Annotated in this window: 16 protein-coding genes; 9 read left to right on the top strand and 7 right to left on the bottom strand. The window is 67.5% G+C overall.

Annotated elements, in window-relative coordinates:
* Positions 1–17: 17 nt before the first annotated feature.
* The 4 genes from KCG34_RS02040 to glmU all read right to left on the bottom strand — a co-directional run bounded on the left by KCG34_RS02040 (position 18) and on the right by glmU (position 3,509).
* Complete coding sequence (locus KCG34_RS02040) at positions 18–569, bottom strand: DUF3617 family protein (protein ID WP_211938742.1); 552 nt, start codon at positions 567–569, stop codon at positions 18–20.
* 236 nt (positions 570–805) lie between these two features.
* A complete protein-coding gene (locus KCG34_RS02035; RefSeq protein WP_211938741.1) occupies positions 806–1,279 on the bottom strand; it encodes a hypothetical protein in 474 nt (157 codons plus the stop codon).
* Between the two features lie 282 nt (positions 1,280–1,561).
* The gene (locus tag KCG34_RS02030; protein WP_211938740.1) at positions 1,562–1,948 is read right to left on the bottom strand and encodes a hypothetical protein; all 387 of its coding nucleotides are present in this window, start codon (positions 1,946–1,948) and stop codon (positions 1,562–1,564) included.
* A gap of 202 nt (positions 1,949–2,150) precedes the next feature.
* Positions 2,151–3,509: a bifunctional UDP-N-acetylglucosamine diphosphorylase/glucosamine-1-phosphate N-acetyltransferase GlmU gene (gene glmU / locus KCG34_RS02025; protein WP_211938739.1), complete on the bottom strand. Its 1,359-nt coding sequence runs from the start codon at positions 3,507–3,509 to the stop codon at positions 2,151–2,153.
* A 91-nt stretch (positions 3,510–3,600) separates the two neighbouring features.
* Between glmU and KCG34_RS02020 the strand changes: the two genes are divergently transcribed.
* The 3 genes from KCG34_RS02020 to KCG34_RS02010 all read left to right on the top strand — a co-directional run bounded on the left by KCG34_RS02020 (position 3,601) and on the right by KCG34_RS02010 (position 7,855).
* Positions 3,601–4,287, top strand: coding sequence for an HAD-IA family hydrolase (locus KCG34_RS02020; protein ID WP_211938738.1), 687 nt, complete (start codon positions 3,601–3,603; stop codon positions 4,285–4,287).
* Between the two features lie 162 nt (positions 4,288–4,449).
* Positions 4,450–6,990 (top strand): AMP-binding protein, encoded by a 2,541-nt coding sequence (locus tag KCG34_RS02015; protein ID WP_211938737.1) that lies wholly within the window; start codon positions 4,450–4,452, stop codon positions 6,988–6,990.
* Between the two features lie 112 nt (positions 6,991–7,102).
* On the top strand, positions 7,103–7,855 hold the full coding sequence (locus tag KCG34_RS02010; protein ID WP_211938736.1) for a hypothetical protein: 753 nt from the start codon (positions 7,103–7,105) through the stop codon (positions 7,853–7,855).
* Here KCG34_RS02010 and KCG34_RS02005 read toward each other — a convergent pair whose 3' ends face one another.
* Positions 7,856–8,695, bottom strand: a complete 840-nt coding sequence (locus tag KCG34_RS02005) for a Crp/Fnr family transcriptional regulator (RefSeq protein WP_211938735.1) — start codon at positions 8,693–8,695, stop codon at positions 7,856–7,858.
* Positions 8,696–8,743: 48 nt separating this feature from the next.
* Positions 8,744–9,391 carry an OmpW/AlkL family protein gene (locus KCG34_RS02000; protein ID WP_211938734.1) on the bottom strand — a complete coding sequence of 216 codons (648 nt, stop codon included), beginning with the start codon at positions 9,389–9,391 and terminating at the stop codon, positions 8,744–8,746.
* Between the two features lie 367 nt (positions 9,392–9,758).
* Between KCG34_RS02000 and choW the strand changes: the two genes are divergently transcribed.
* The 6 genes from choW to choV all read left to right on the top strand — a co-directional run bounded on the left by choW (position 9,759) and on the right by choV (position 17,842).
* The gene (gene choW / locus KCG34_RS01995; RefSeq protein WP_211938733.1) at positions 9,759–11,567 is read left to right on the top strand and encodes a choline ABC transporter permease subunit; all 1,809 of its coding nucleotides are present in this window, start codon (positions 9,759–9,761) and stop codon (positions 11,565–11,567) included.
* 128 nt (positions 11,568–11,695) lie between these two features.
* Positions 11,696–12,661: a MarR family transcriptional regulator gene (locus KCG34_RS01990; protein WP_211938732.1), complete on the top strand. Its 966-nt coding sequence runs from the start codon at positions 11,696–11,698 to the stop codon at positions 12,659–12,661.
* A gap of 147 nt (positions 12,662–12,808) precedes the next feature.
* The gene (locus tag KCG34_RS01985) at positions 12,809–13,255 is read left to right on the top strand and encodes a hypothetical protein (RefSeq protein ID WP_211938731.1); all 447 of its coding nucleotides are present in this window, start codon (positions 12,809–12,811) and stop codon (positions 13,253–13,255) included.
* A 328-nt stretch (positions 13,256–13,583) separates the two neighbouring features.
* The gene (locus KCG34_RS01980; protein ID WP_211938730.1) at positions 13,584–13,883 is read left to right on the top strand and encodes a hypothetical protein; all 300 of its coding nucleotides are present in this window, start codon (positions 13,584–13,586) and stop codon (positions 13,881–13,883) included.
* A gap of 186 nt (positions 13,884–14,069) precedes the next feature.
* The gene (locus KCG34_RS01975) at positions 14,070–16,589 is read left to right on the top strand and encodes a GcvT family protein (RefSeq protein WP_211938729.1); all 2,520 of its coding nucleotides are present in this window, start codon (positions 14,070–14,072) and stop codon (positions 16,587–16,589) included.
* Positions 16,589–17,842 (top strand): choline ABC transporter ATP-binding protein, encoded by a 1,254-nt coding sequence (gene choV / locus KCG34_RS01970; protein ID WP_211938728.1) that lies wholly within the window; start codon positions 16,589–16,591, stop codon positions 17,840–17,842. The genes KCG34_RS01975 and choV overlap by 1 nt, the downstream gene beginning before the upstream one ends.
* 7 nt (positions 17,843–17,849) lie before the next feature.
* On the opposite strand, the gene dnaE is transcribed toward choV, so the two are convergent.
* Entirely contained in the window at positions 17,850–21,299 is a 3,450-nt protein-coding gene (dnaE, locus tag KCG34_RS01965) for a DNA polymerase III subunit alpha (protein WP_211938727.1), read from the bottom strand.
* Positions 21,300–21,332 lie beyond the last annotated feature (33 nt).

Genomic DNA, 21,332 nt, shown 5'->3' with positions numbered 1-21,332 from the left:
ACGCAGGGGATCACTGTCTATTTGACGGGGGGCGGATAGGTAAGGTCCATTCGCGTTTTCGGCATGCCGGAAATGAGTATTTCCCCCGGCTTCAATCCCCCCGTGCACGCCCCTAGGTACCGGAATTGCCGCTTCTCCACACTGCCTCCTGATGCGCCGCGTCCGACGGTGAGCTCGGATTTCACCGTCGTCGAGAAATCTCCATGAGCCTCGATCTTCAGCGGGATGCCCGCGCCTTGCTGACCGTGGCAGGCAAATTCAATCACAACGCCATCTTTCGATTTGGTCACGTTCCGCCGGGTGCAGCCCATCGAGGGAGCGGGGGCGCCCACAATGCCGATCTTGTCTTGCACGGCGTCATCGACGCAAAAGCGATTTGAGTTCGACAAACTCGTCAATGCGGACAGCGACTTATTCAAACTCTCCGTCCCGGGCTGCGAAAAATGGACGCTTTGGACCTCCGTCCACATTCCGGCTTTGAGCTTTGGTATGACGCCCTCATCCGCAGCGGCAGCAGCAGACGCTAAAACAAACGCAACCCCTACAGCAAAAGCAACTCGAACAGACATCTCCCCTCCCAAGATGTTATCAACTATCGATACCCCTAAATCTCGCGAAGCGGCAATGTCGCAACCGTGGTCCTAGCAGACCTCCCCGCCGTCCGCTCCGAATTCAGGGACAGGAGCATGTGTCCCGCGCCGCGCGCTTAGATTATTTGGCCGCGCTTGCTAGAGAGGGATTATTGCTCCTGTCCCCTAATTCCCCGAGACTCGTGTCTCTTTGGCTTATGACAGAAGCGCTCCCTCTAATCGACGGGCCTGCCCTGAGATTGTCGAAGGTCCGTCAGCAACCTCTGCCCCGCATACCAGACTGGAGAGAGTTCAAGGCCACCGGAATCGACAGCGTCGATCTTCACAGTCGCCGTCAGCACGCCATCGCTGGTCAGCACGTAGAACCGAACATATTCATCCGTAGGCGTAGGAAAGGATGTAGTGGGCGAAAACGCAGCTAGGTGAGCTTGTACAACTTGGACCCAATCCTGGGCAGATGTGCGCACCGTGGCATGACCGCCGCCGCCAATCATCGCACCGCCAGTGCTTAGGTATAGACTGGCATCGCCTGAGACAAAGCCGACTAGAGTCGCTGTGCCTTGCGGGACTCCCATGTCCATCACCACGCCGTAAACCGCAGCCTTTCCACCACTTGGCTTGACGCCTAGATCGGCCGGGCGAACATTGAGAGCCTGCGCCCGAAGGCCATCGTAAATACTGGGCTCCATGGCTTGGGCCTCTCGTGGAAGGAATTGAACACAAAACCAGCATGCCAGGGCGACGGATGCCGCTATAACTCTCGGCACTTTTGAGTGCATGGGTGGCTGGCCCTCTGAACCTGAGCGGGCATACATACGCGTGTAATCAATCCAGGCAATGTCTCATACGGGTCGGTCTGTTCCGTTCGCTCAGGCGCCACAAGCTGCTGTTCGCACCGGTGCGAGCCGGATGGCCAGATAGCGGACTCTCCGAACGAGTAAGATGGGTGGAAACCGGACCCTGAACTCGGGTCAGCCGATCAGGCGCTTGTATCGTTCGTCTTTGCCTGCGAACGCCCGGCCCTCGGACTTGGTGTGCGCTATCAGGAATTGCTCTCTAGCCCTCTCAATCTCTCCGCGCTCGAAGGCTACCTTCCCGATCAAGAACTCCACCTCCCCCATGTCATGTCGCTTTGCAGCGAATAAAGGTGCTCGGTCAGCCCACTCCTGAGCTTGATCGAGGTCGTGGTCTTTGAGCGAAAATGCCACGCCATATTCGACAATGAGGTAGGCATTTGGCGTGTCGGCCTTTGGCTCTGGGACTGCGGCCCAAAGGGACTGAAGTTGACGCTGTCCAACCCGCAGATTGCCCCCGCTGTACAGCAAGCCAATTGGCTTCAGCTCCGCCATAACATCCATCGATGATCCTCCGACCGAGCCCACCATGCACTTGTGCGGGGTACTGGCGGGCGCGAAATTCTGCAATGGGTCGTTCTCTCCCGTTGGCTCCCGTGCTGCAAGTTGCCGTTCGCAGCGGCGTCTCCGGGATCGCCAAAATGTGGATCTTCCGAACGGGCCTGAAACGGCGGAGCGCGTCCTTAGTCGAAGCGCGCGATTGCCCCTACCTTCCCTTCGCCGCCCGCTTCCGCGCCCGGAACTGCTCCGCCCACCCCGCCTTCTCCGTCTGCTGCCCCCGCTCCAGGGCCAAGGCGTTCGGGGCCACGTCGCGGGTGAGCACCGAGCCAGAGCCGGTATAGGCCCCCGCCCCGATCCGCACCGGCGCCACCAGCGAGGAGTTGGAGCCGATGAAGGCGTTCTCACCGATGTGGGTCTCGAACTTGTCGAACCCGTCATAGTTGCAGAAGATGGTCCCGGCCCCGATGTTGGCCTTAGCCCCCACGCTGCCGTCGCCCAGATAGGACAGGTGGTTGGCCTTGGCCCCTGGCCCCACCTTGACCTTCTTCACCTCGACGAAGTTGCCGATGTGCGCCTCCTCGCCGATGTCGGCGCCAGGCCGCAGGCGGGCATAGGGGCCGATCAGGGCGCCGGCGCGCACGATACAGCCCTCCAGGTGGCTGAAGGCGCGGATCACCGCGCCGCCCTCGACCACCACGCCCGGGGCGAACACCACATTGGGCTCGATCATCGCGCCCGCGGCGATCTGGGTGTCCCAGGCCAGGAACACGGTCTCCGGCGCGGTCATGGTCACCCCGGCGGCCATCAGCTCGCCCCGGCGTCGGCGCTGGAAGGCCGCCTCGGCAGCGGCCAGTTCGGCCTGGGAATTGACCCCCTGGAACACCTCTTCAGGTGCAAAGGCGGCGCGCACGGAAAGGCCCGCCGCATTGGCCAGGCCCACCACGTCGGTCAGGTAGTATTCGCCCTTGGCGTTGTCGTTGCGCACCTGGGCCAAAAGCTCGAACAGCCGCCCGGCCGGCGCGGCCAGCACCCCGGAATTGCAGGCCTTGACCGCCCGCTCCGCTTCGCTGGCGTCCTTGGCCTCGACGATCTTCATCAGCCGGTCGCCTTCGCCCAGGATCAGCCGGCCATAGGCGCTGGGGTCTGCCGCCTCAAAGCCCAGCACCGCCACCTCGGCCCCGGCCGCGCGCAGGCCGAACAGGGGCTCGATGTCCGCCGCCGTGAGCGAGGGACCATCGGCATAGTTGACCAGCACATCGCCGGGAAAGCCTGCCAGGGCCTCGCGCGCGGCCAGCACCGCGTGGCCGGTGCCCAGCGGCGGGTCCTGCACCGCCACGCCGCCCGCGCCCAGCCGCTTTTCCACGTGCCGCCACACCGCCTCGGCCTGGGCGCCGACCACCACCACGATCTTCTCGCACCCCAGCCCCTCAGCGGCGTCGATCGCCCAGTCCAGCATGGTCCGCCCGCCGACCGGGTGCAGCACCTTGTGCAGCGGCGACTTCATCCGCGTGCCTTGGCCGGCGGCGAGGATCACGGCGGCGCGGGGGCGGGCTTGGGCGGTCATCTGGGCTTATCCTCGGTAACTTGGACTCGTTCGGCGCACGGAATCCGGATTTAACCGAAACCGCAATCGATTGCATGATGGAGCCCAGGGTTTGACTTTGACCACCTCGCTGGCTGGCGCGGCCCTCGCCTTCGACCTCGACGGCACCCTGGTCGACACGGCGCCGGACCTCGTGGGCGCCCTGAATGGCGTGCTTCACGAGCAGGGCCTGCCGGTTCTGCCCCTGCGCACCGCCCGGGTGATGGTCGGCCGCGGCGCCCGGGCGCTGATCGAACAGGGCTTCTCCGCCGCCGGGGCGCAGCTCGACGAGCCCGTGGTGCCGGGCCTGGTGGCCCGCTTCATCGAGATCTACCGCGCGCGCATCGCCGACGAGAGCCGGGCGTTCGAGGGCGTCGAGGACTGCCTGGACGCCCTGGCCGGCGCCGGCGCCAGGCTGGTGGTCTGCACCAACAAGCCGACCGATCTCTCCATCGCCCTCCTGGACGCCCTGGGCCTGACGGGCCGCTTCGGCGCGGTGATCGGGCCCGACCTGGCCCCCGCGCCCAAGCCCGACGCCCGCCACCTGCTGCACGCCCTTAGCGCCGTCGGCGGCGTCCCGTCGCGGGCCCTGATGATCGGCGACAGCGCCACCGACATCGGCGCGGCCTCGGCCGCCGGGGTGCCCAGCGTGGTGGTCAGCTTCGGCTATACGGAAATCCCGGCCGCGGATCTGGGCGCCGACCACCTGATCGACGCCTTCGCCCAGTTGCCGCCCCTGGCCGCGCGGCTGCTCGGCTGAGGCTTCCGCCGCCGGTAGGCGATCTCCAGGATCGTATTCCCCGAGACCAGCGGCCATGGTTCAGGTTATAGGTCGAGGGGATTGGTCCGGGACTTGCAGGCCATGGGGTTGGCCTGCAGCAGGCTTGTGTTGTCCTGGATCGGATCGAAGGCGCCGGGGGGTATGAAGACGCTATTCGACTGTCTCGACCAGTATGGCGACGCCATTGCGGTCATCGATGAAGAGGGACGCCCCGTCACCTATGCGGCGTTGCTCGCCCGGGCCGCATCCCTCGTCGAGCCGCTGGGCGCGCGTCGCAGGCTGGTGGCGATCGAGATCGCCAACCGCCTGACGCCGCTCGCCGCCTATGTCGGCGCGATCCGTGCAGGCCACGCCGTCATCCTGACGACACCGGGCGGCGCCAGTGACGAGGCCCCGATCGTCCGCACCTTCCGCCCGGAGGCCGTGTTCCGGGCCGGCGCCTGGACCCAGAAGCCGGCGGCCGAGGCGGCGACCGAGCTGCACCCCGACCTCGCGGTCCTGCTGTCCACCTCGGGCTCGACCGGTTCGCCCAAGCTGGTGCGGCTGTCGCACGGCAACCTGGCGGCCAACGCCCGCTCGATCATCGACTATCTGGGCATCGGCCCCGACGAGACGGCGATCACCACCCTGCCCCCGGCCTATTCCTACGGCCTGTCGGTGATCCACTCGCACCTGCTGGCCGGCGCCCGGCTGGCCCTGTTCGACGGCTCGGTCACCGATCCGGCCTTCGCCCAGATCCTGGATCGCGACGGCGCGTCCAGCTTCGCCGGCGTGCCGCACATTTTCGACCTTCTGCGCGGCTCGGGCTTCGAGCCCGCCGCCCACCCCAGCCTGCGCTATGTGACCCAGGCCGGCGGGCGGCTGCCGGCCGACCAGGTGCTCGCCTGGGCCACCCAGCTCCGCAAGGCCGGCAAGCGCTTCTTCGTCATGTACGGCCAGACCGAGGCCGCGCCCCGGATCGCCTATGTGCCGGCCGAAGACATCGAGCGCCATCCGGACTGCATCGGCCGCGCCGTGCCGGGCGGACGGCTGCGCATAGAGCCGATCGGCGACGGCGAGCAGGGCGAACTGGTCTATGCCGGGCCCAACGTGATGATGGGCTACGCCGAAGGGCGCGCCGACCTGACCCGCGGGGCGGAGACGGCCGAATTGCGCACCGGCGACATCGCCCGCGTCAACGACGCCGGCTATTTCCAGATCACCGGGCGCCTCAGCCGCATCTCCAAGGTGTTCGGCCTGCGCATCAGCCTGGACGAGATCGAGGCCCGCCTGGCCCAAGCCGGCCTGGCCGCCGCGGTCGCCGCCGACGACGAAGGCCTGGCCGTGGCCTGCGCCGCGAGCGACACCCAGGCCGCCACCGACCTCTTGCTGAACCAGTTGCACCTGCCAAAGGCGGCGTTCCTGGTCCTGGCCCTGCCGACGATCCCGCGCCTGTCCTCCGGCAAGACCGACTATGCCGCCATCCTGCGCCAGGCGCGGGATGCGGGCGAAGCCGCGCAGGCGCGGACCGGCGGCCTACGCCCAGCCCTGGCGGCCGTGCTCGGCGTGCGCCAGGTCCGCGACGAAGACAGCTTCATCAGCCTGGGCGGAGACTCGCTGAACTATGTCCGCGCCTGGCTGGTGCTGGAAGAGCACCTCGGCCGCTGCCCGGAAAACTGGGAGACCATGAGCCTGGCCGAGCTGGAAGGCGCCTCGCAATCCTGGCCTCAGCGGCGGATGGCGATCGATTCCGACGTGCTGGCCCGCGCCGTGGCGATCGTCATGGTGGTCATGCACCACGTGACCAACAGCGCCGTCGGCGGCGGCGCCTACAGCCTGCTGCTGATCGCCGGCATGAACTTCTCCCGTTTCCAGGTTCCGAAACTGGCCCAGGGCCAGCTCTGGTCGGTGCTGGAGCCGCTGCTGGTCAAGGTGCTGGCGCCCTACTTCCTGATCATCAGCGCCTATTTCGTGCTGCAGCACGGCGTGTTCCTGCCGCAATACCTGCTGGTGAGCAATTTCAGCGCCTCGGCGGCGACGCCCGACCCGCTGCGGACCACGGTGTTCTGGTACATCGAGACCTATGTCTGGCTGATCCTGGCCGCCAGCCTGATGATGCTGGCGCCCGGCCTCAGGCGGCTCGGGGCCAAACACCCCTGGCCCTTTGCGCTCGGACTTGTCCTGGTCACCCTGATCGCAGGCTCGGTGGCGCGGCTCAACATGAGCCTTCCTGTCTTCTTCGACCACACGCCCTTCACCCTGGGCTACCTGTTCGCCTTCGGCTGGGCGATCCCCCAGGCGCGAACGACGGGCCGCAGGCTTCTTTTGCTGGCCCTGGGCGCCGGCGCCCTGTTCGCCTTCGAACGCCCCGGGATCGAGTTCGCCGCGCCGGTGACCCTGGCGGCCCTGACCCTGTTGCTGTTCGTGCGCCGGGTCACCCTGGGGTGGAAGCTGACCCAGGTCGTCTCGATGACGGCGGCGGCAAGCCTCTACATCTACCTGTCCCACGGCATGGTGGTTCACGCCCTGAGGTCCGCGCTGCACGGCCGCATTCCGCTGGCCCTCGCCCTGCCGGCCATCGCGCTCTGCTGCCTGATCGGCATCGGTCTTTCCCGGGCGGTGGACCTGGCCGAAGCCTGGGCCCTCGCCCGCACCCGGCCTCGCGCGGCCTTGAGATCGGCCGACCTCGCCGCCGAGGCGTGAAGCCGGCCGAGCCCGGCCGCTGATCTAGGTCAAGCCGCCAAGGGCCGCATGAACCGACCATGTCCAGGTCGCGGGTTCGAGCGCTCGCGGCCGGAGGACAACGAACTTGGCCATGGGCTATGCGGACATCGTCATCCCGGTCGGGTCGGCGGCGCGCGAAACGGGCCGCATCGCCGTCGCGGCTGAATTGGCCAGGCGGCTGGACGCCAGGCTGCACGGCCTCTATGTCGCCGCGCCCGCCGGCCGGTCCAGACGCGACGTCGTGGCGCGCAAGTCGTTCTTCGAAGCCGCGTCGCACCAGGGCGCCGACGCCGACTGGACACAGCTTTCCGGCGACGGCCAGAGCGACTTTTTGGAGCGGGCGCGGGCGGCCGACCTGATCATCGCCCCACTCGATCCATCCGGCGCTGACGCGGCCGCCACGGACCTCGGCCACTGCCGCCTGGCGACGGCCAGCGGCCGGCCGGTTCTGGTCCTGCCGCCAAACGCCAGCAAGACCATCGGCCGCTGTGTGCTCGTCGCCTGGCGCGAGGGTCCAGAGGCTTGGCGCGCGCTGGCCGCCGCCATGCCGATCCTGAAGGCGGCCGATGCGCTGTGGGTGGTGCAGGCCGCCCCCAACGCCGCCGACCTGGGCGCTTGCGACAGCGCCCTGGAGCAGCACCTGAGCGCCCAGGGCCTGATGCCGGTGATGATCCGCCGATGCACGGCCAGCGCCGCCCGCGCCGCGCTCGAAGCGGCTGCGGCCTGCGGCGCGGACCTTCTGGTGATGGACCTGGGAGCCTGGCGGGAAATCTCCGGCGCGCCCCGCCGGGGCCTCGGCCGTGTACGGAAGGGCGCCGGCCCGGCTGCGCTCATCGCCGCCTGATCAGGCGCTCAGCGCCTCGTCCATCGGTTGGGACGCACGGCTCCAAAGCGCCAGCATGGCCTCCGAAACTCCGGCCAGCTCCACCAGCCTTTCGGGGTCGAACACAGTCAGCCGCCCGTGGTGGAAATCGAGGATATCGTCCTCCCGCAGCTTGCGCAGCATGCGGTTGACATGGATCGAGGTCAGCCCGGTGGCTTCAGCGATCAGGGGCTGGTTCAGCGGGATCTTGAACACCTCACCCCGCGCCGCGGGCAACCGCCCGGTCGAGCGTACGGCCAACTCCAGCAGGAGATGCGCGACCCGCTCGCGCGCGTCGCGTTGGCCCAGCGACATCATATGGTCAAAGGCCAGATGGCTGTCCCGCTCCAGCATCCACACGAACCGCTCGTTGAACGCCGGATGCCTGTGACGCAGCTCGGTCATCCGCGCGGCGGGCACGACACAGAGGCTGGCGTTGGTCAGGGCCTCGGCCCCGTGGCACATGCCCTTCACCCCGGTCGGCTCGTAGCCGAACAGGGCCCCTGGGACCAGGAAACGCAGAATCTGGCGACGGCCGTCCTCCAGGTCCTGGTATTGCACGACCCAGCCGGTGACGAGGTTGAACAGGTCGCCGGACGGATCGCCCTGGCGATAGATCGGCAGGCCGGCGTCGAGGATGCGCACCGCCCGGCGGGAATCGCGAAGCTCGCGGAAGGCTTCGCCGTCGCCGAGCGCGCCGCAGACGCCGAGCGGCCTGGCCGCGCAATAGACGCAGTTCGAGGTATGGGCGAGCAACGGTTCGGTCTGGGTCATGCCGACAAGCTCGCCCTTGCCGAGCGACTCGCCCTTGACCCAGATCAATTGCGAAGCGCGGCGCCCCAGGGCGGGGCGCCGTTCAGCGACGCGCCGTCAGAACTTTCGCCCGATCCCGACCGAGGCGACGATCGGATCCAGGTGGACGTGGGAATAGAGGGCCCCGCCGTTGACCTTGGCGTCGGTCTCGAAGAACACCTTCTTGACGTCGACGTTCAGCGTCCAGGGGCCCTTCAGCGCGATGTCGGCGCCGCCCTGCACGGCATAGCCCACGCCGTTGGGCACCTTGACCGAGAAGCCGTTCTTTCCGGAGCCGGCGTAGAACCACATGTAGTTCAGGCCGGCGCCCAGGTATGGGTTCAGGCGCGAAGCGGGCGCCGGGCGGTATTGCACGGTCAAGATCGGCGGCAGCACCCAGGCGTCGCGCACCTCGAGGTCGACCCCCGGGCCGACGGCCTTGATCTTGTGATGGCTCGTCCCAAGGACAAGCTCGGTCGAGATGTGATCGGTGATGAAATAGGTGATCCCGAGGGTCGGCACGTAGGAATCGCTGATATGGGTCTTCAGGCCCGTGTCCGCGCCGGCGGCGGTCTTGATAGCGTCAGTATTGGCCGGCAGCACCCCTGTACCACGCAGATCGACGATCCAACTGCCGGCCTTGCTGGGCGTATAGTCGTCCGCATAGGCCGCGGTGCAGACGAACAACGCGGCTGCTCCGGCCGCCAGATAAAGGCTATTCTTCACAGTCAATCCCCTTGCATTGAACGGCCGGACGCCAAGACGACAGGCTTCTGATCGAGACCCGTTTCAATTACTTTCGGGATGGAGAGGGGTATTGACGCAGGTTAGCCCGAACTGGCCTGGATGCCTGCCGGCGGCTAACCTGGATCAACAGCCCTGCGAAAAGCCGGTTTGGCGAACGGGCCGGGCGGCGAAGCCGTTTGAACGACGATTCAATGCAAGTGCTCACGGCTCGATGCGTGCAAATTCAGGGCGCCGCGCAGGAATATCTCGGGCTTCGTGGTCAGTGAATTGGCGCCTTGCGAATGCGAGCGCCCCGCGTCAGTGTAGAGATTGAATCCTCGTTTAGCAGGATGGGAGAAGACGCTCGATGAAGCGACCGGCGTTCCTGCACCGTCTGTTCCTGGCGTTCGGCCTGCTGCTGGCCATGGCCGGCGCCGCGCGCGCCGATGGCGCCCAGTGCCAGGCGGTGCGCCTGGCCGACATCGGCTGGACCGACGTCACCGCCACCACCGCCCTGACCAGCGTCATCCTCGAGGACCTGGGCTATCAGCCCAAGATCGTCGTGCTGTCGGTGCCGGTCACCTACGCCGCCATGAAGAACAAGGACATCGACGTCTTCATGGGCAACTGGATGCCGTCCCAGGCGCCCGACCGCGGCCCCTTCGTCAAGGACGGGTCAGTCGAGGTGGTGCGGGCCAACCTCAACGGCGCCAAATACACCCTGGCCGTCCCGGCCTATACCTACGCCGCCGGCCTGCACGATTTCTCCGACATCCGCCGCTTCGCCCCGCAGCTGAACAATTCGATCTACGGCATCGAGCCCGGCAATGACGGCAACCACCACATCCTGGACCTGATCAAGAGCAACACCGACGGGCTGGGCTCCTTCAAGCTGGTCGAGTCCAGCGAGCAGGGCATGCTGTCCCAGGTCGAACGGGCGGTGCGCGACAAGCAGCCGATCGTGTTCCTGGCCTGGGAGCCGCATCCCATGAACCAGCGCTTCGACCTGCGCTATCTGACCGGCGGCGATTCCACCTTCGGCCCGAACTACGGCGGGGCCCAGGTGTTCACCAATGTCCGCGCGGGCTATCTGCGCCAGTGCCCCAATGTCGGCCGCCTGCTGCAGAACCTGCAGTTCACCGTCGCTCAGGAAGACGCGATGATGAGCGACATCTCCGACAGGCATCAGGACCCCAAGGCCGTCGCTGTCGCCTGGCTCGCCGCGCATCCCGAGATCCTGAAGGGATGGGTCTCAGGCGTGACCACCTTCGATGGCCGGCCGGCTCTGGAGGCGCTGGGCGCCGCGGGACCGATCTCGCACGGCGGCCTGGCCGCCTGGGTCACCGGGCACAAGATCCCGATCGGGCCGGCGATGGCGGACCTGGTCGAGGTGATCAAGGCCCATGGCGCCGGGGTGTTCGACGCCATCTCCGGCGGCGTGCACGGCGCCGTCGACGGGCTGACCGGTCTGCTCAAGCACGTCCCGCCACTGATCCTGATCCTGGCCCTGACCGCCCTCGCCTGGGGCCTGCAGCGCTCGATCCCGCTCTCCGTCTTCGTCGCCCTCGCCCTGCTCCTGATCATGAACCAGGGCTATTGGGACGCCATGCTGGAGACCCTGTCGCTGGTCCTTTTCTCCGCCCTGATCTCGACCCTGATCGGGGTGCCGCTGGGCGTCGCCGCCGCGCACCGGCCCTGGCTCTACAACGCCATGCACCCGGTGCTGGACCTGATGCAGACCCTGCCGACCTTCGTCTATCTGATCCCGACCCTGGTGCTGTTCGGCCTGGGCGTGGTGCCGGGCCTGATCTCGACGGTGATCTTCGCCCTGCCCGCCCCGGTGCGCCTGACCCATCTCGGGGTCTCCTCGACCCCCCGGCCGCTGATCGAGGCCGGCGAGGCGTTCGGCGCCACCAAGGCCCAGCTGCTGTTCAAGGTCGAGCTGCCCAGCGCCATGCCGACCATCATCGCCGGGATCACCCAGTGCATCATGCTGAGCCTGTCCATGGTGGTGATCGCCGCCCTGGTCGGCGCCGGCGGCCTGGGCGTGCCGGTGGTTCGGGCGCTGAATACGGTGCAGGTGGGCATGGGCTTCGAAGCCGGCTTCGCCATCGTGCTGCTGGCCATCATCCTCGACCGCATGACCCGTCCGCGTACGGAGCGTGGCGCGCACTGAAGGCGACCGTAGAGATTGCGCTTGCGGCGCGCTCGGCGTGACATAAGACTGCGCCGCAGTTTCCCTAGTTTCGCGACGTCGGCGCCCCGTCAGAACGCGAGGGTCGCCCAAGCGCATTGGAGGCGGGGTTGCCGGAGCCGGGGCACATCCGGGCGCTGAGAGCCTGGGATATCGACGACCGGATCCCGGATGACCGCTACGCCTGGGTGTTCGCCCACCCGAACTTCGCGGCGGCATGCCGCGAGCTTTCCCTGCGCATGATCGCCGCCGCGGAGCACGACGCGACCTTCGACGGCCTGGCCAAGGACCTTGGCCGCTACGTGTCGGGAGTATGGGCCGCCTATCTGCACCTCACAGGCGGCCTGACCCTGCCACGGCTGAAGGAGCTGTGCGCGGCTAGCGGGCTGCTCAGCCCGGGGCGGGCTCGCGCCATGCTGCTCTACCTGCAGTTCCTGGGCTTTGTCCGCCCGGTCCCCTCGCAACGCGGAGAGGCTCGCCGCTATGCGGCCACCCCCGCGCTGATGAGGGCGTTCCGCATCCAGTTGCAGCAGGCCCTGGAGGCCGCCAGCCTGATCGAGCCGGCGACGGCGCCGGTGGCCATCGCGCTGGAAGACGACGCCGTGCTCGAGGTCTGGCTGCGGCACCAGGGCGTCGGCTTCTTCCTTTCAAGCAGCCGCGCCGACACCGAGGCCCCCATCATCCGGCTGCTCTATCATCGCCATGCAGGCGCGCAGCTCACCCACATGCTGCTGACCTCGGCGCCCTTCGACGGTCATTTCCCGCCCAGGGGGCCGGCCCGGCTGTCCGTCGCCCACGTCGCACGCCAGCTGAGGGTCTCGCGCGCCCACATCATGAGGATGCTGGACGACTTCGAGCGCCAGGGCTGGGTGCGCCGCGAAGCGGACGGGGCGATCCTGTTCCAGGCGCCGGCGGCGGCGCCCTTGCGTCTGGTGTTCGCCACCCGGCTGATGGGTTTCATCATCTGCGCGGCGAAATCGGCACTCGCCACCCTCGAGCAGCGGGCTGATCCGCCTCTGGCCATGCCGCCGCCGGCGCACGAACCCGAAGCGCCGCCCCCGCTCCACGCGCCCTGAACGCCGGCGAAACTTCGCCGAACGCCGTTCGATCAAAAATGTCCAGTTGTGCTGCCGCGCGCCAGGCGGAAGCTCCCGCCGCGTCCAAAGGGGGACAAGTCCGCCATGTCGGCGGCGACCGGGGCGCGGAAAACCGGAGATCCGGACATGAAGATCGTTCTCACTGGCTTGCTCGCTTCGGCCGCCCTGCTCGCGGCGCCCATGGCCGCGTCGGCCCAGGACGCGGCGCGCCCCTACGACAACGGCCCGGTCTGGGACGTCGCCGCCATCCAGACCAAGCCCGGTCATTTCGACGACTACATGCGTTTCGTCGCCACGGTGTGGAAGGCCCGCCAGGAGGCGTTGAAGGCCAAGGGCGTGGTGCTCGACTACAAGGTGCTGACCGTCCAGGACCAACGCGACAACGAGCCCGACCTGTTCCTGATGGTCGAGTACAAGAATATGGCGGCGTTCGACGTTCCGCTCGATGACTTCGACGCCATGGCCAAGAAGGAGTTCGGCTCCGTCACCGCCTCGGCCAAGGCCGCTGTCGACCGGGAAACCATTCGCACCCAGCGTGGCGACATCATCACCCGCGAGCTGATCCTGAAGTAGGCCCTGGCATTCTGGCGCGGCTTTTTGGCCGCGCCAGAGCTTTCGAAAGCAAAGCTTCGATTCGGCTATGAATCTCTACGGCCAGGGTGCAGACTGTATTCAGCAAGCGTCGGCTTGAAAATTCAGGTCCATGCTCTCGGATAACGCGTGCATTGGCGCCCTTTCGAGTAAAGTTATGTAAAATTAGCGCTCCGCGCAATTTCGAACGACTTGGTTTTCGTTCGCAATCGAGTCTCCGAGGGTCGCAAGGACGTTTCCGGCGCAAGCGCCGCAAGTGCTTTTGCTCGCCTGGATAATGGCCGACGCCATAGAGCGACAGGAGACGACCATGATTATGTATTCTATCCGCGCCCGTTCAGCCAAGGCTGGCAGCGAACCCGCACAATGGGCCAAGCAGGTGGCGCAATTGGTCGAGAAGCGCACCGGGATCCATACCGATGTCGCTACGCGCCTGGCCGGCACCCAGGACATCGTCTGGGTGACCCGCTACGACAGCCTCGCCCAGTGGGAAAAGGCTTCGCACGCCCTCCTCGAAGACTCCGAATACCAGGGTATGCTCAAGATCGCCCAGGACCGGGGCCTGTTCGTGACCGAGACCGTGGAAGCCGCGCTCTGGCAGGGCCTCTGAACCAGGCCGGAAGCCGCAGCGCCGGTTTCAGCCCGGCGCTGCGGTTCTTGAACGCGAGCGACGAAAACGCGTCGCAATCGTTCCAATCCAGCGGCGTAAACATTCTCTCGACAGCACACGCCCCGGACCTATCGTTCCAGGCGCCGTAGATCCCCTGCGGCGGAAGACTTCCGTCGGGAACGGTTCATGAATTCGCATGCGCGCGTGGTGGTGATCGGCGGCGGGGTCGTCGGGGTCAGCACCCTCTATCACCTGGCCAAGCTCGGCTGGAGCGACTGCGTGCTGATCGAGCGCAAGGAGCTGACCTCGGGCTCCACCTGGCACGCCGCGGGCCTCTTGCCCCTGTTCAACATGAGCTATTCCGTCGGCCAGATGCACAAGTATTCGGTCGGCTTCTATCCCACGCTCGAAGCCGAGACCGAGCTGAACGTCGGCTTCTCCCGCGTCAGCAACATCCGCCTAGCCCGCACCCCTGACCGGATGGACGAATACAAGTACTATGCCGGGGTGGCCAAGACGATCGGCGTCGACGTTCGCTTCCTCACCCCAGAGCAGGTCAAGGAGATCTGGCCGCTCTGCGAGACCGACGACCTGATCGGCGCCATCCAGCATCCCGACGACGGCTACATCCAGCCGGCCGACCTGACCCAGGCCCTGGCCCGCGGGGCCCGCAGCCGCGGCGCCACCATCCATCGCCAGACCACCGTCACGGGCGTCACCCAGAAGCCGAACGGCGAGTGGGTGGTCTCGACCGACAAGGGCGACATCACCTGCGAACACGTGGTCTCGGCCACCGGCAACTTCGCCCGCCGCACCGGGGCCATGGTCGGCCTCGACGTGCCGGTGATCCCGGTCGAGCACCAGTACATCGTCACCGAGGCCCACCCGGCGATCCAGGCGCGCAAGGCGGCCGGCCTGCCGGAAATGGGCGTGCTGCGCGAGAGCGACGCCTCCTACTACATGCGCGAGGAGGCCGGCGGTCTCTTGCTCGGCCCCTACGAGGTCGGCGCGCCCTGCTGCTATGTTGATGGGCCGGACCCGCAATCGGAATACGAGCTGTTCCAGGAGGACCTGGACCGCCTGGCCCCGCACATCGAGGCGGCCATCGCCCGCGTGCCGGCCTTCGCCGAGGTCGGCATCAAGAAGATCTTCAACGGCGCCATCGCCTACACCCCCGACGGCAGCCCGATCGTCGGCCCGGCCTGGAACGGGCTGAAGAACTTCTGGCTCAACGAGGGCCACAGCTTCGGCGTCACCGCCGCCGGCGGCGCCGGCTGGCAGTTGGCCCACTGGATCGTCGAGGGCGAGCCGACCATCGACATGATGGGTGTCGATCCGCGCCGGTTCGGGGACTACGCCTCCAAAGGCTACCTCCGCCAAAAGAACGAAGAGGCCTACGCCAAGGTCTTCACCGTCCACTATCCGGACGAGGAGCGCACGGGTGCGCGGCCCCTGCGCCGCACCCCTTGCTATGACCGCATGAAGGCCCTCGGCGCGGTGTTCGGCTCGGTGTTTGGCTGGGAGCGGCCCAACTGGTTCGCCCCCGCCGGCTACGCCCTGACCGAGGCCGACCTCGACAAGCCGGACGTGATCCTGAACGAGAACCACCCCGAACCCGCCAAGGAAGGCGATCCGATCCGCGAAAAGTGGAGCTTCCGCCGCTCCAACTATTTCGAGCATGTGGGCGCCGAGTGCCGGCATGTGCACGAAAAGGTCGGCCTTTTGGACATGTCGGCCTTCGCCAAGTTCCAGGTCTCGGGGCCGGGCGCCGAGGCGTGGCTGGACAACCTCTTCACCAACCGCATCCCCAAGGACGTCGGCAAGGTCAGCCTGACCTACCTGCTTACCGCCAAGGGCGGGGTGCGGGCCGAGTTTACCGTCTATCGCGAGGCGCCGCAGAGCTTCTACCTGGTCTCGGCTGGCGCCCTGGAGCGGCACGACTACGACTACCTGCTCAAGGCGATGCCGACCGACGGCTCGGTGCGGATCGAGAAGATCACCACGCAATATGGCGTGCTGGTCCTGGCCGGCCCGCGCTCACGCGAGCTGTTGGCCAAGGTCACCGACGCCGACTTGTCGAATGAGGCCTTCCCCTGGCTGACCGGCAAGGACATCGACATCGGCGCGGCCCACACCAAGGCCCTGCGCGTCAACTTCGTCGGCGAGCTGGGCTGGGAGCTGCACCACCCGATCGAGATGCAGAACTACATCTTCGACAAGCTGTTCGAGGCCGGCGCCGAATTCGACCTTAAGCCCTTCGGCATCCGCGCCATGGACTCCATGCGCCTGGAAAAGACCTACAAGCTGATCCCGCGCGAGCTTTCGATCGAATACGCAGCGCTGGAATCCGGCCTCGGCCGCTTCATCGCCATGAAGAAGCAGACCTTCCACGGCAAGGACGCCCTCGCCGCCTGGAAGGCGCGCGGCTTCGCCAACAAGGCGGTCACCCTGGAAGTGCATGGCGTCACCGACGCCGACGCGCGCGGTTCCGAGCCGATCTATCTGGGCGAGGCGCTGGTCGGCCGCGCCACCTCGGGCGGCTATGGCTGGCGGGTGAACAAGTCGCTGGCCCTGGCCATGGTGCGGCCGGATCTGGCCGAGATCGGCACAGAACTCGAGATCAGCATCCTCGGGGAACGACACCGCGCGACAGTGATCCCGGATTCGCCCTATGATCCCGAGAACCTGGCGCTGAAAGGGGTCTGATGAACGTTCACGCGGCGGCCCTCACCGATGAGCCCCCTCGCCAGGAAGCCGGCGACGTGACCACCGCGGTCGAGTTCAAAGAGGTCGACATCTTGTTCGGCAAGGCCGGCAAGGGCGCGCGCGACCCGGCCATGGCCAAGGCCATCTCGCTGATGGAGGCCGGCTCCACCCGCAGCCAGATCGCCGCTGAGACCGGGGTGGTTCTGGGCGTCGCCGGCGCCAACCTGACCGTCAGGGCCGGGGAGATCTCGGTGCTGATGGGTCTTTCCGGCTCAGGCAAGTCCACCCTGCTGCGCGCCGCCAACGGCCTGAACAGCGTCACCCGCGGCCAGGTGCTGGTTCGCCACCAGGGCGGCGTGGTCGATGTGGCCAGTTGCGACGCGCCGACCTTGCGCGAAGTGCGCCGCAAGTCGATCGCCATGGTGTTCCAGCAGTTCGCCCTGCTGCCCTGGCGCACCGTGCGCGACAATGTCGGCCTGGGCCTGGAATTCCAGGGCATGGACAAGGCCCAGCGGCGCAGGATCGTCGACGAGAAGCTGGAGCTGGTGGGCCTGGCCGAATGGGCCGACCGCAAGACCCAGGAACTCAGTGGCGGCATGCAGCAGCGCGTGGGCCTGGCCAGGGCCTTCGCCACCGACGCCGACATCCTCCTGATGGACGAGCCGTTCTCGGCCCTCGATCCGCTGATCAGGAGCCGACTGCAGGACGAGCTGATCAGCCTGCAGGAGAGCGTGCAGAAGACCATCATCTTCGTCAGCCACGACCTGGACGAGGCGCTGAAGCTCGGCGACCAGATCACCATCATGGAAGGCGGCCGCATCGTCCAGACGGGTGACGCCCAGGACATCGTGCTCAGGCCGGCCAACGACTATGTCGCCCAGTTCGTGCGGCACATGAATCCGTTGTCGGTCCTGACCGGCGCCACGGTCATGCGCGGCGTTGACGACCTGGAAGCCGAGGCCGGCGGGGTGTGGCTCGACAGCCGCCGCCGCTATCGCCTCGAGCTCGACGCCGACCGCCACCCCCTCGCCTGCCACGTCGAGGGCGAGGAGCGGGTGCTGTTGCGCCACGAGCCCCAGGGCGGCCCGATCCGCCCCGACAGCATGATCCTGGCCGAAGCCGGCCTGCCGCTCAGCGCCATCATCAAGATCTGCGAGGCCAACCGCCATCCCGTGCTGCTGGTCGAGAACGGCCGGCTGCTGGGCGTCTGCGGCGAGGCCGAGATCCTCAAGGCGCTATCCGGGGACCGGTAGTAACGGCCTACGCCTCCTCCAGATAGCTCACCCCCGGCGCGGTCTTCAGCGCGCCGCGGACGGCGGAGTCGAGCATGAAGCGGCCGGGCAGCTTGATCTCGACCTCGCGGCCGGCGCCCATGCCAGCGATCAGCACCACCTCCCCGCTGGGGCCGCTGGGCCCGCCGCCGCCGACAGGCTGCAGGCGCTTCTTCAGCGCCTCCATGTCGGCCGAGGCGGAGGAGAGATAGACGCGCAAGCTGGCCTGGATGTTCTCGATAGCCTTGTCTAGGGGCTCGGCGTCGTCGCCGAAGAAGCGCACCTCGCCGTCGGAGGACTTGGCCCGCACCCGCACCGAGACCGACCGGCCCGGTTCCAGCGCCTCGCGGCAGCGGCGCAGGGATTCGGGCGGGAAAAGCACCTCGTATTCGCCGGTGGGGTCGGAGAGGGTGACGAAGGCGAACTTCTCCCCGCTCTTGGCCGAGGCGCGCTCCTGGCGGCGGCGCACGACGCCGGCCATGCGGAAGGCCTCGGACCCGGCCTCGGCCTGGACCAGGGCGTCGGTGAGAAGCGTGGTGCGCTTGCGGCGCAGCATCTCCAGCATGCCTTCCAGGGGGTGGCCGGTCAGGTAGAAGCCGACCGCGGCAAGTTCCTCGTCCAGCTGCTCGGTGGCGGTCCAGGGCTCGCGGGCCATCAGGCGCGGGCGGCCGGCCTCGACCTGCTCGCCGCCGAACAGGGAGGTCTGGGACGAGGCGCGCTCGGCGGCCATGCTCTGGCCATAGGCGATCAGGGCGTCGGCGTTGTCGACGATCTGGGCCCTGTTCGGGTGCAGGCTGTCGAAGGCGCCGGCCCGGGCCAGGTTCTCGATCGCCCGCTTGTTGACCTGGCGTGGATCGACCCGCTCGACGAAATCGAACAGGTCGCGGAAGCGCCCGCCCTCCTCGCGCACGGCCACCAGGTGCTTCATGGCCTCAAGGCCCACGTTGCGCACCGCGCCCAGGGCGTAGAGCACCTCGCCCTCCTCGACCTCGAAGTCGGCGCCCGAGCGGTTGACGTCGGGCGCGCGAATGGTGACCCCGCCGCGGCGGGCGTCCTGGTAGAACACCGCCAGCTTGTCGGTGTTGGAGATGTCGAGGCTCATCGAGGCGGCGAAGAACTCGACCGGGCAGTTGGCCTTCAGCCAGCCGGTCTGGTAGGCGACCAGGGCGTAGGCGGCGGCGTGGCTCTTGTTGAAGCCGTAGCCGGCGAACTTGGCCACCAGGTCGAAGATCGAGCCCGACTGCTTTTCGGGGACGTTCTTTTCCTTGGCCCCGGAGACGAACCGCACCTTCTGCTGGTCCATCTCCTCCTTCTTCTTCTTGCCCATGGCGCGGCGCAAAAGGTCGGCTTCGCCGAGGGAATAGCCGGCCAGGATCTGGGCGATCTGCATCACCTGTTCCTGGTAGACGATGATGCCGTAGGTCTCCTTCAGCACCGGCTCCAGCGAGGGGTGCAGGGTGTCCATCGGCTTGCGCCCGAACTTGCAGTCCACGAAGGCGTCGATGTTGTCCATCGGCCCCGGGCGGTAGAGCGAGATCAGGGCGGTGATGTCCTCGATCGAGCCGGGGCGCAGCTTGCGCAGGGTGTCGCGCATCCCCTGCCCTTCCAGCTGGAACACGCCCACGGTCTGGCCCTGGGTCATCAGCTCGTAGGTGGGCGCATCGTCGAAGGGCAGCTGGTCCAGGTGCAGGGACACCCCGCGCCGCGCCAGGTGCTTCACCGCCCGGTCGAGCACGGTCAGGGTCTTCAGGCCCAGGAAGTCGAACTTCACCAGGCCGGCGCTCTCGACCCACTTCATGTTGAACTGGGTGGCCGGCAGCTCGGAGCGCGGGTCACGATAGAGCGGCACCAGCTCGGTCAGGGGCCGGTCGCCGATCACCACGCCGGCGGCGTGGGTCGAGGCGTTGCGGTAGAGGCCTTCCAGGCGCAGGGCGACTTCCAGGAGGTGGCGGACGTTGTCGTCCTCGTCGCGGGCCTGTTTCAGGCGTGGCTCGATCTCGATGGCCTTGGCCAGGGTGGTCGGGTTGGCTGGGTTGTTCGGCACCATCTTGGCCAGGCGGTCGACCATGCCCAGCGGCAGCTGCATCACCCGGCCGACGTCGCGCAGCACAGCCCGGGCCTGAAGGGTGCCGAAGGTGATGATCTGCGCCACCCGGTCGTCGCCGTACTTGCGCTGGACGTAGCTGATCACCTCCTCCCGCCGCTCCTGGCAGAAGTCGATGTCGAAGTCGGGCATGGACACCCGCTCGGGGTTCAAAAAGCGCTCGAACAGCAGGCCGAAGCGCAGGGGGTCCAGGTCGGTGATGGTCAGGGCCCAGGCCACCAGCGAGCCGGCGCCCGAACCGCGGCCAGGCCCCACCGGGATGCCGTGGGTCTTGGCCCACTTGATGAAGTCCGACACGATCAGGAAGTAGCCGGGGAACCCCATCTGGGTGATGACCCCGATCTCCCGCTCCAGCCGCTCGTCATAGGCCTCGCGCGGGGCCGATAGCGGATGCACGGCCAGGCGGGCGGCCAAGCCCTCACGCGCCTGGTGGGCCAGCTCCTCGGCCTCCGACCGGCCGGCGCCGGTGTCGAACCGCGGCAAGATCGGGTCGATCTTCTTGACCAGGAAGGCGCAGCGGCGGGCGATGTCCAGGGTGTTGTCGCAGGCCTCGGGCAGGTCGGCGAACAGGGCGCGCATCTGGGCCGAGGACTTGAAATAGTGCTCGCCGGTGATCCGCCGCCGCTCTTCCTGGCCGACGAACACCCCGTCGGAGATGCACAAGAGCGCGTCGTGCGCCTCGTGCATGTCGGGGGTGGCGAAATAGACGTCGTTGGTCGCGACCAGGGGGACGTCCTGGTCATAGGCCCAGGCCACCAGGCCCGGCTCGGCCAGGGCCTCGCGCGGCTGGCCGTGGCGCTGCAGCTCGACGTAGAAGCGCTCGCCGAACACCCGATGCATCTCGGCCAGCGCCGTCTTGGCCTCGGCCGCCCGGCCCAGCGCGAACAGGGGATCGATCGGCCCGTCCGGCCCGCCGGACAGGAGGAGCAGGCCCTCGGCGTGCTCGGCGATCTTGCTCCAGGCCACCCCCGGGTCGTCGGTAGGGCCGATCTCCAGAAAGGCGGCCGAGGTCAGGGCCATCAGGTTCAGATAGCCGGCCTGGTTCTGGGCCAGCAGCATCACCGTGGGGATGCGCGCCCACTTGTCGGGGGCCCGGTCGCCGATACCCGTCACCGGCAGGGCGCAGCCGACGATCGGCTGCACGCCCGCGTCCTTGGTGTAGCTGGAGAATTCCAGGGCCGCGAACAGGTTGGCCCGGTCGCCTATGCCCACCGCCGGCATGTCGGCCGCCGCGGCCAGCTTGCCGATGGCGTCGGCCTTGATCGCCCCTTCCAGCAGGGAATAGGCCGACCGCACCCGAAGATGCACAAAGCCCAGGTCCCCGCCTTCGGCCATCAGCCGCGCTCCCGTTCCGACGCCCGCGCCGCG

Origin of the sequence: Phenylobacterium montanum (assembly GCF_018135625.1) — a bacterium.
Lineage (GTDB): Bacteria > Pseudomonadota > Alphaproteobacteria > Caulobacterales > Caulobacteraceae > Poindextera > Poindextera montana.
Note: the sequence above shows the minus strand (reverse complement) of the source record. Positions and strands in the feature narration are given on the sequence as shown.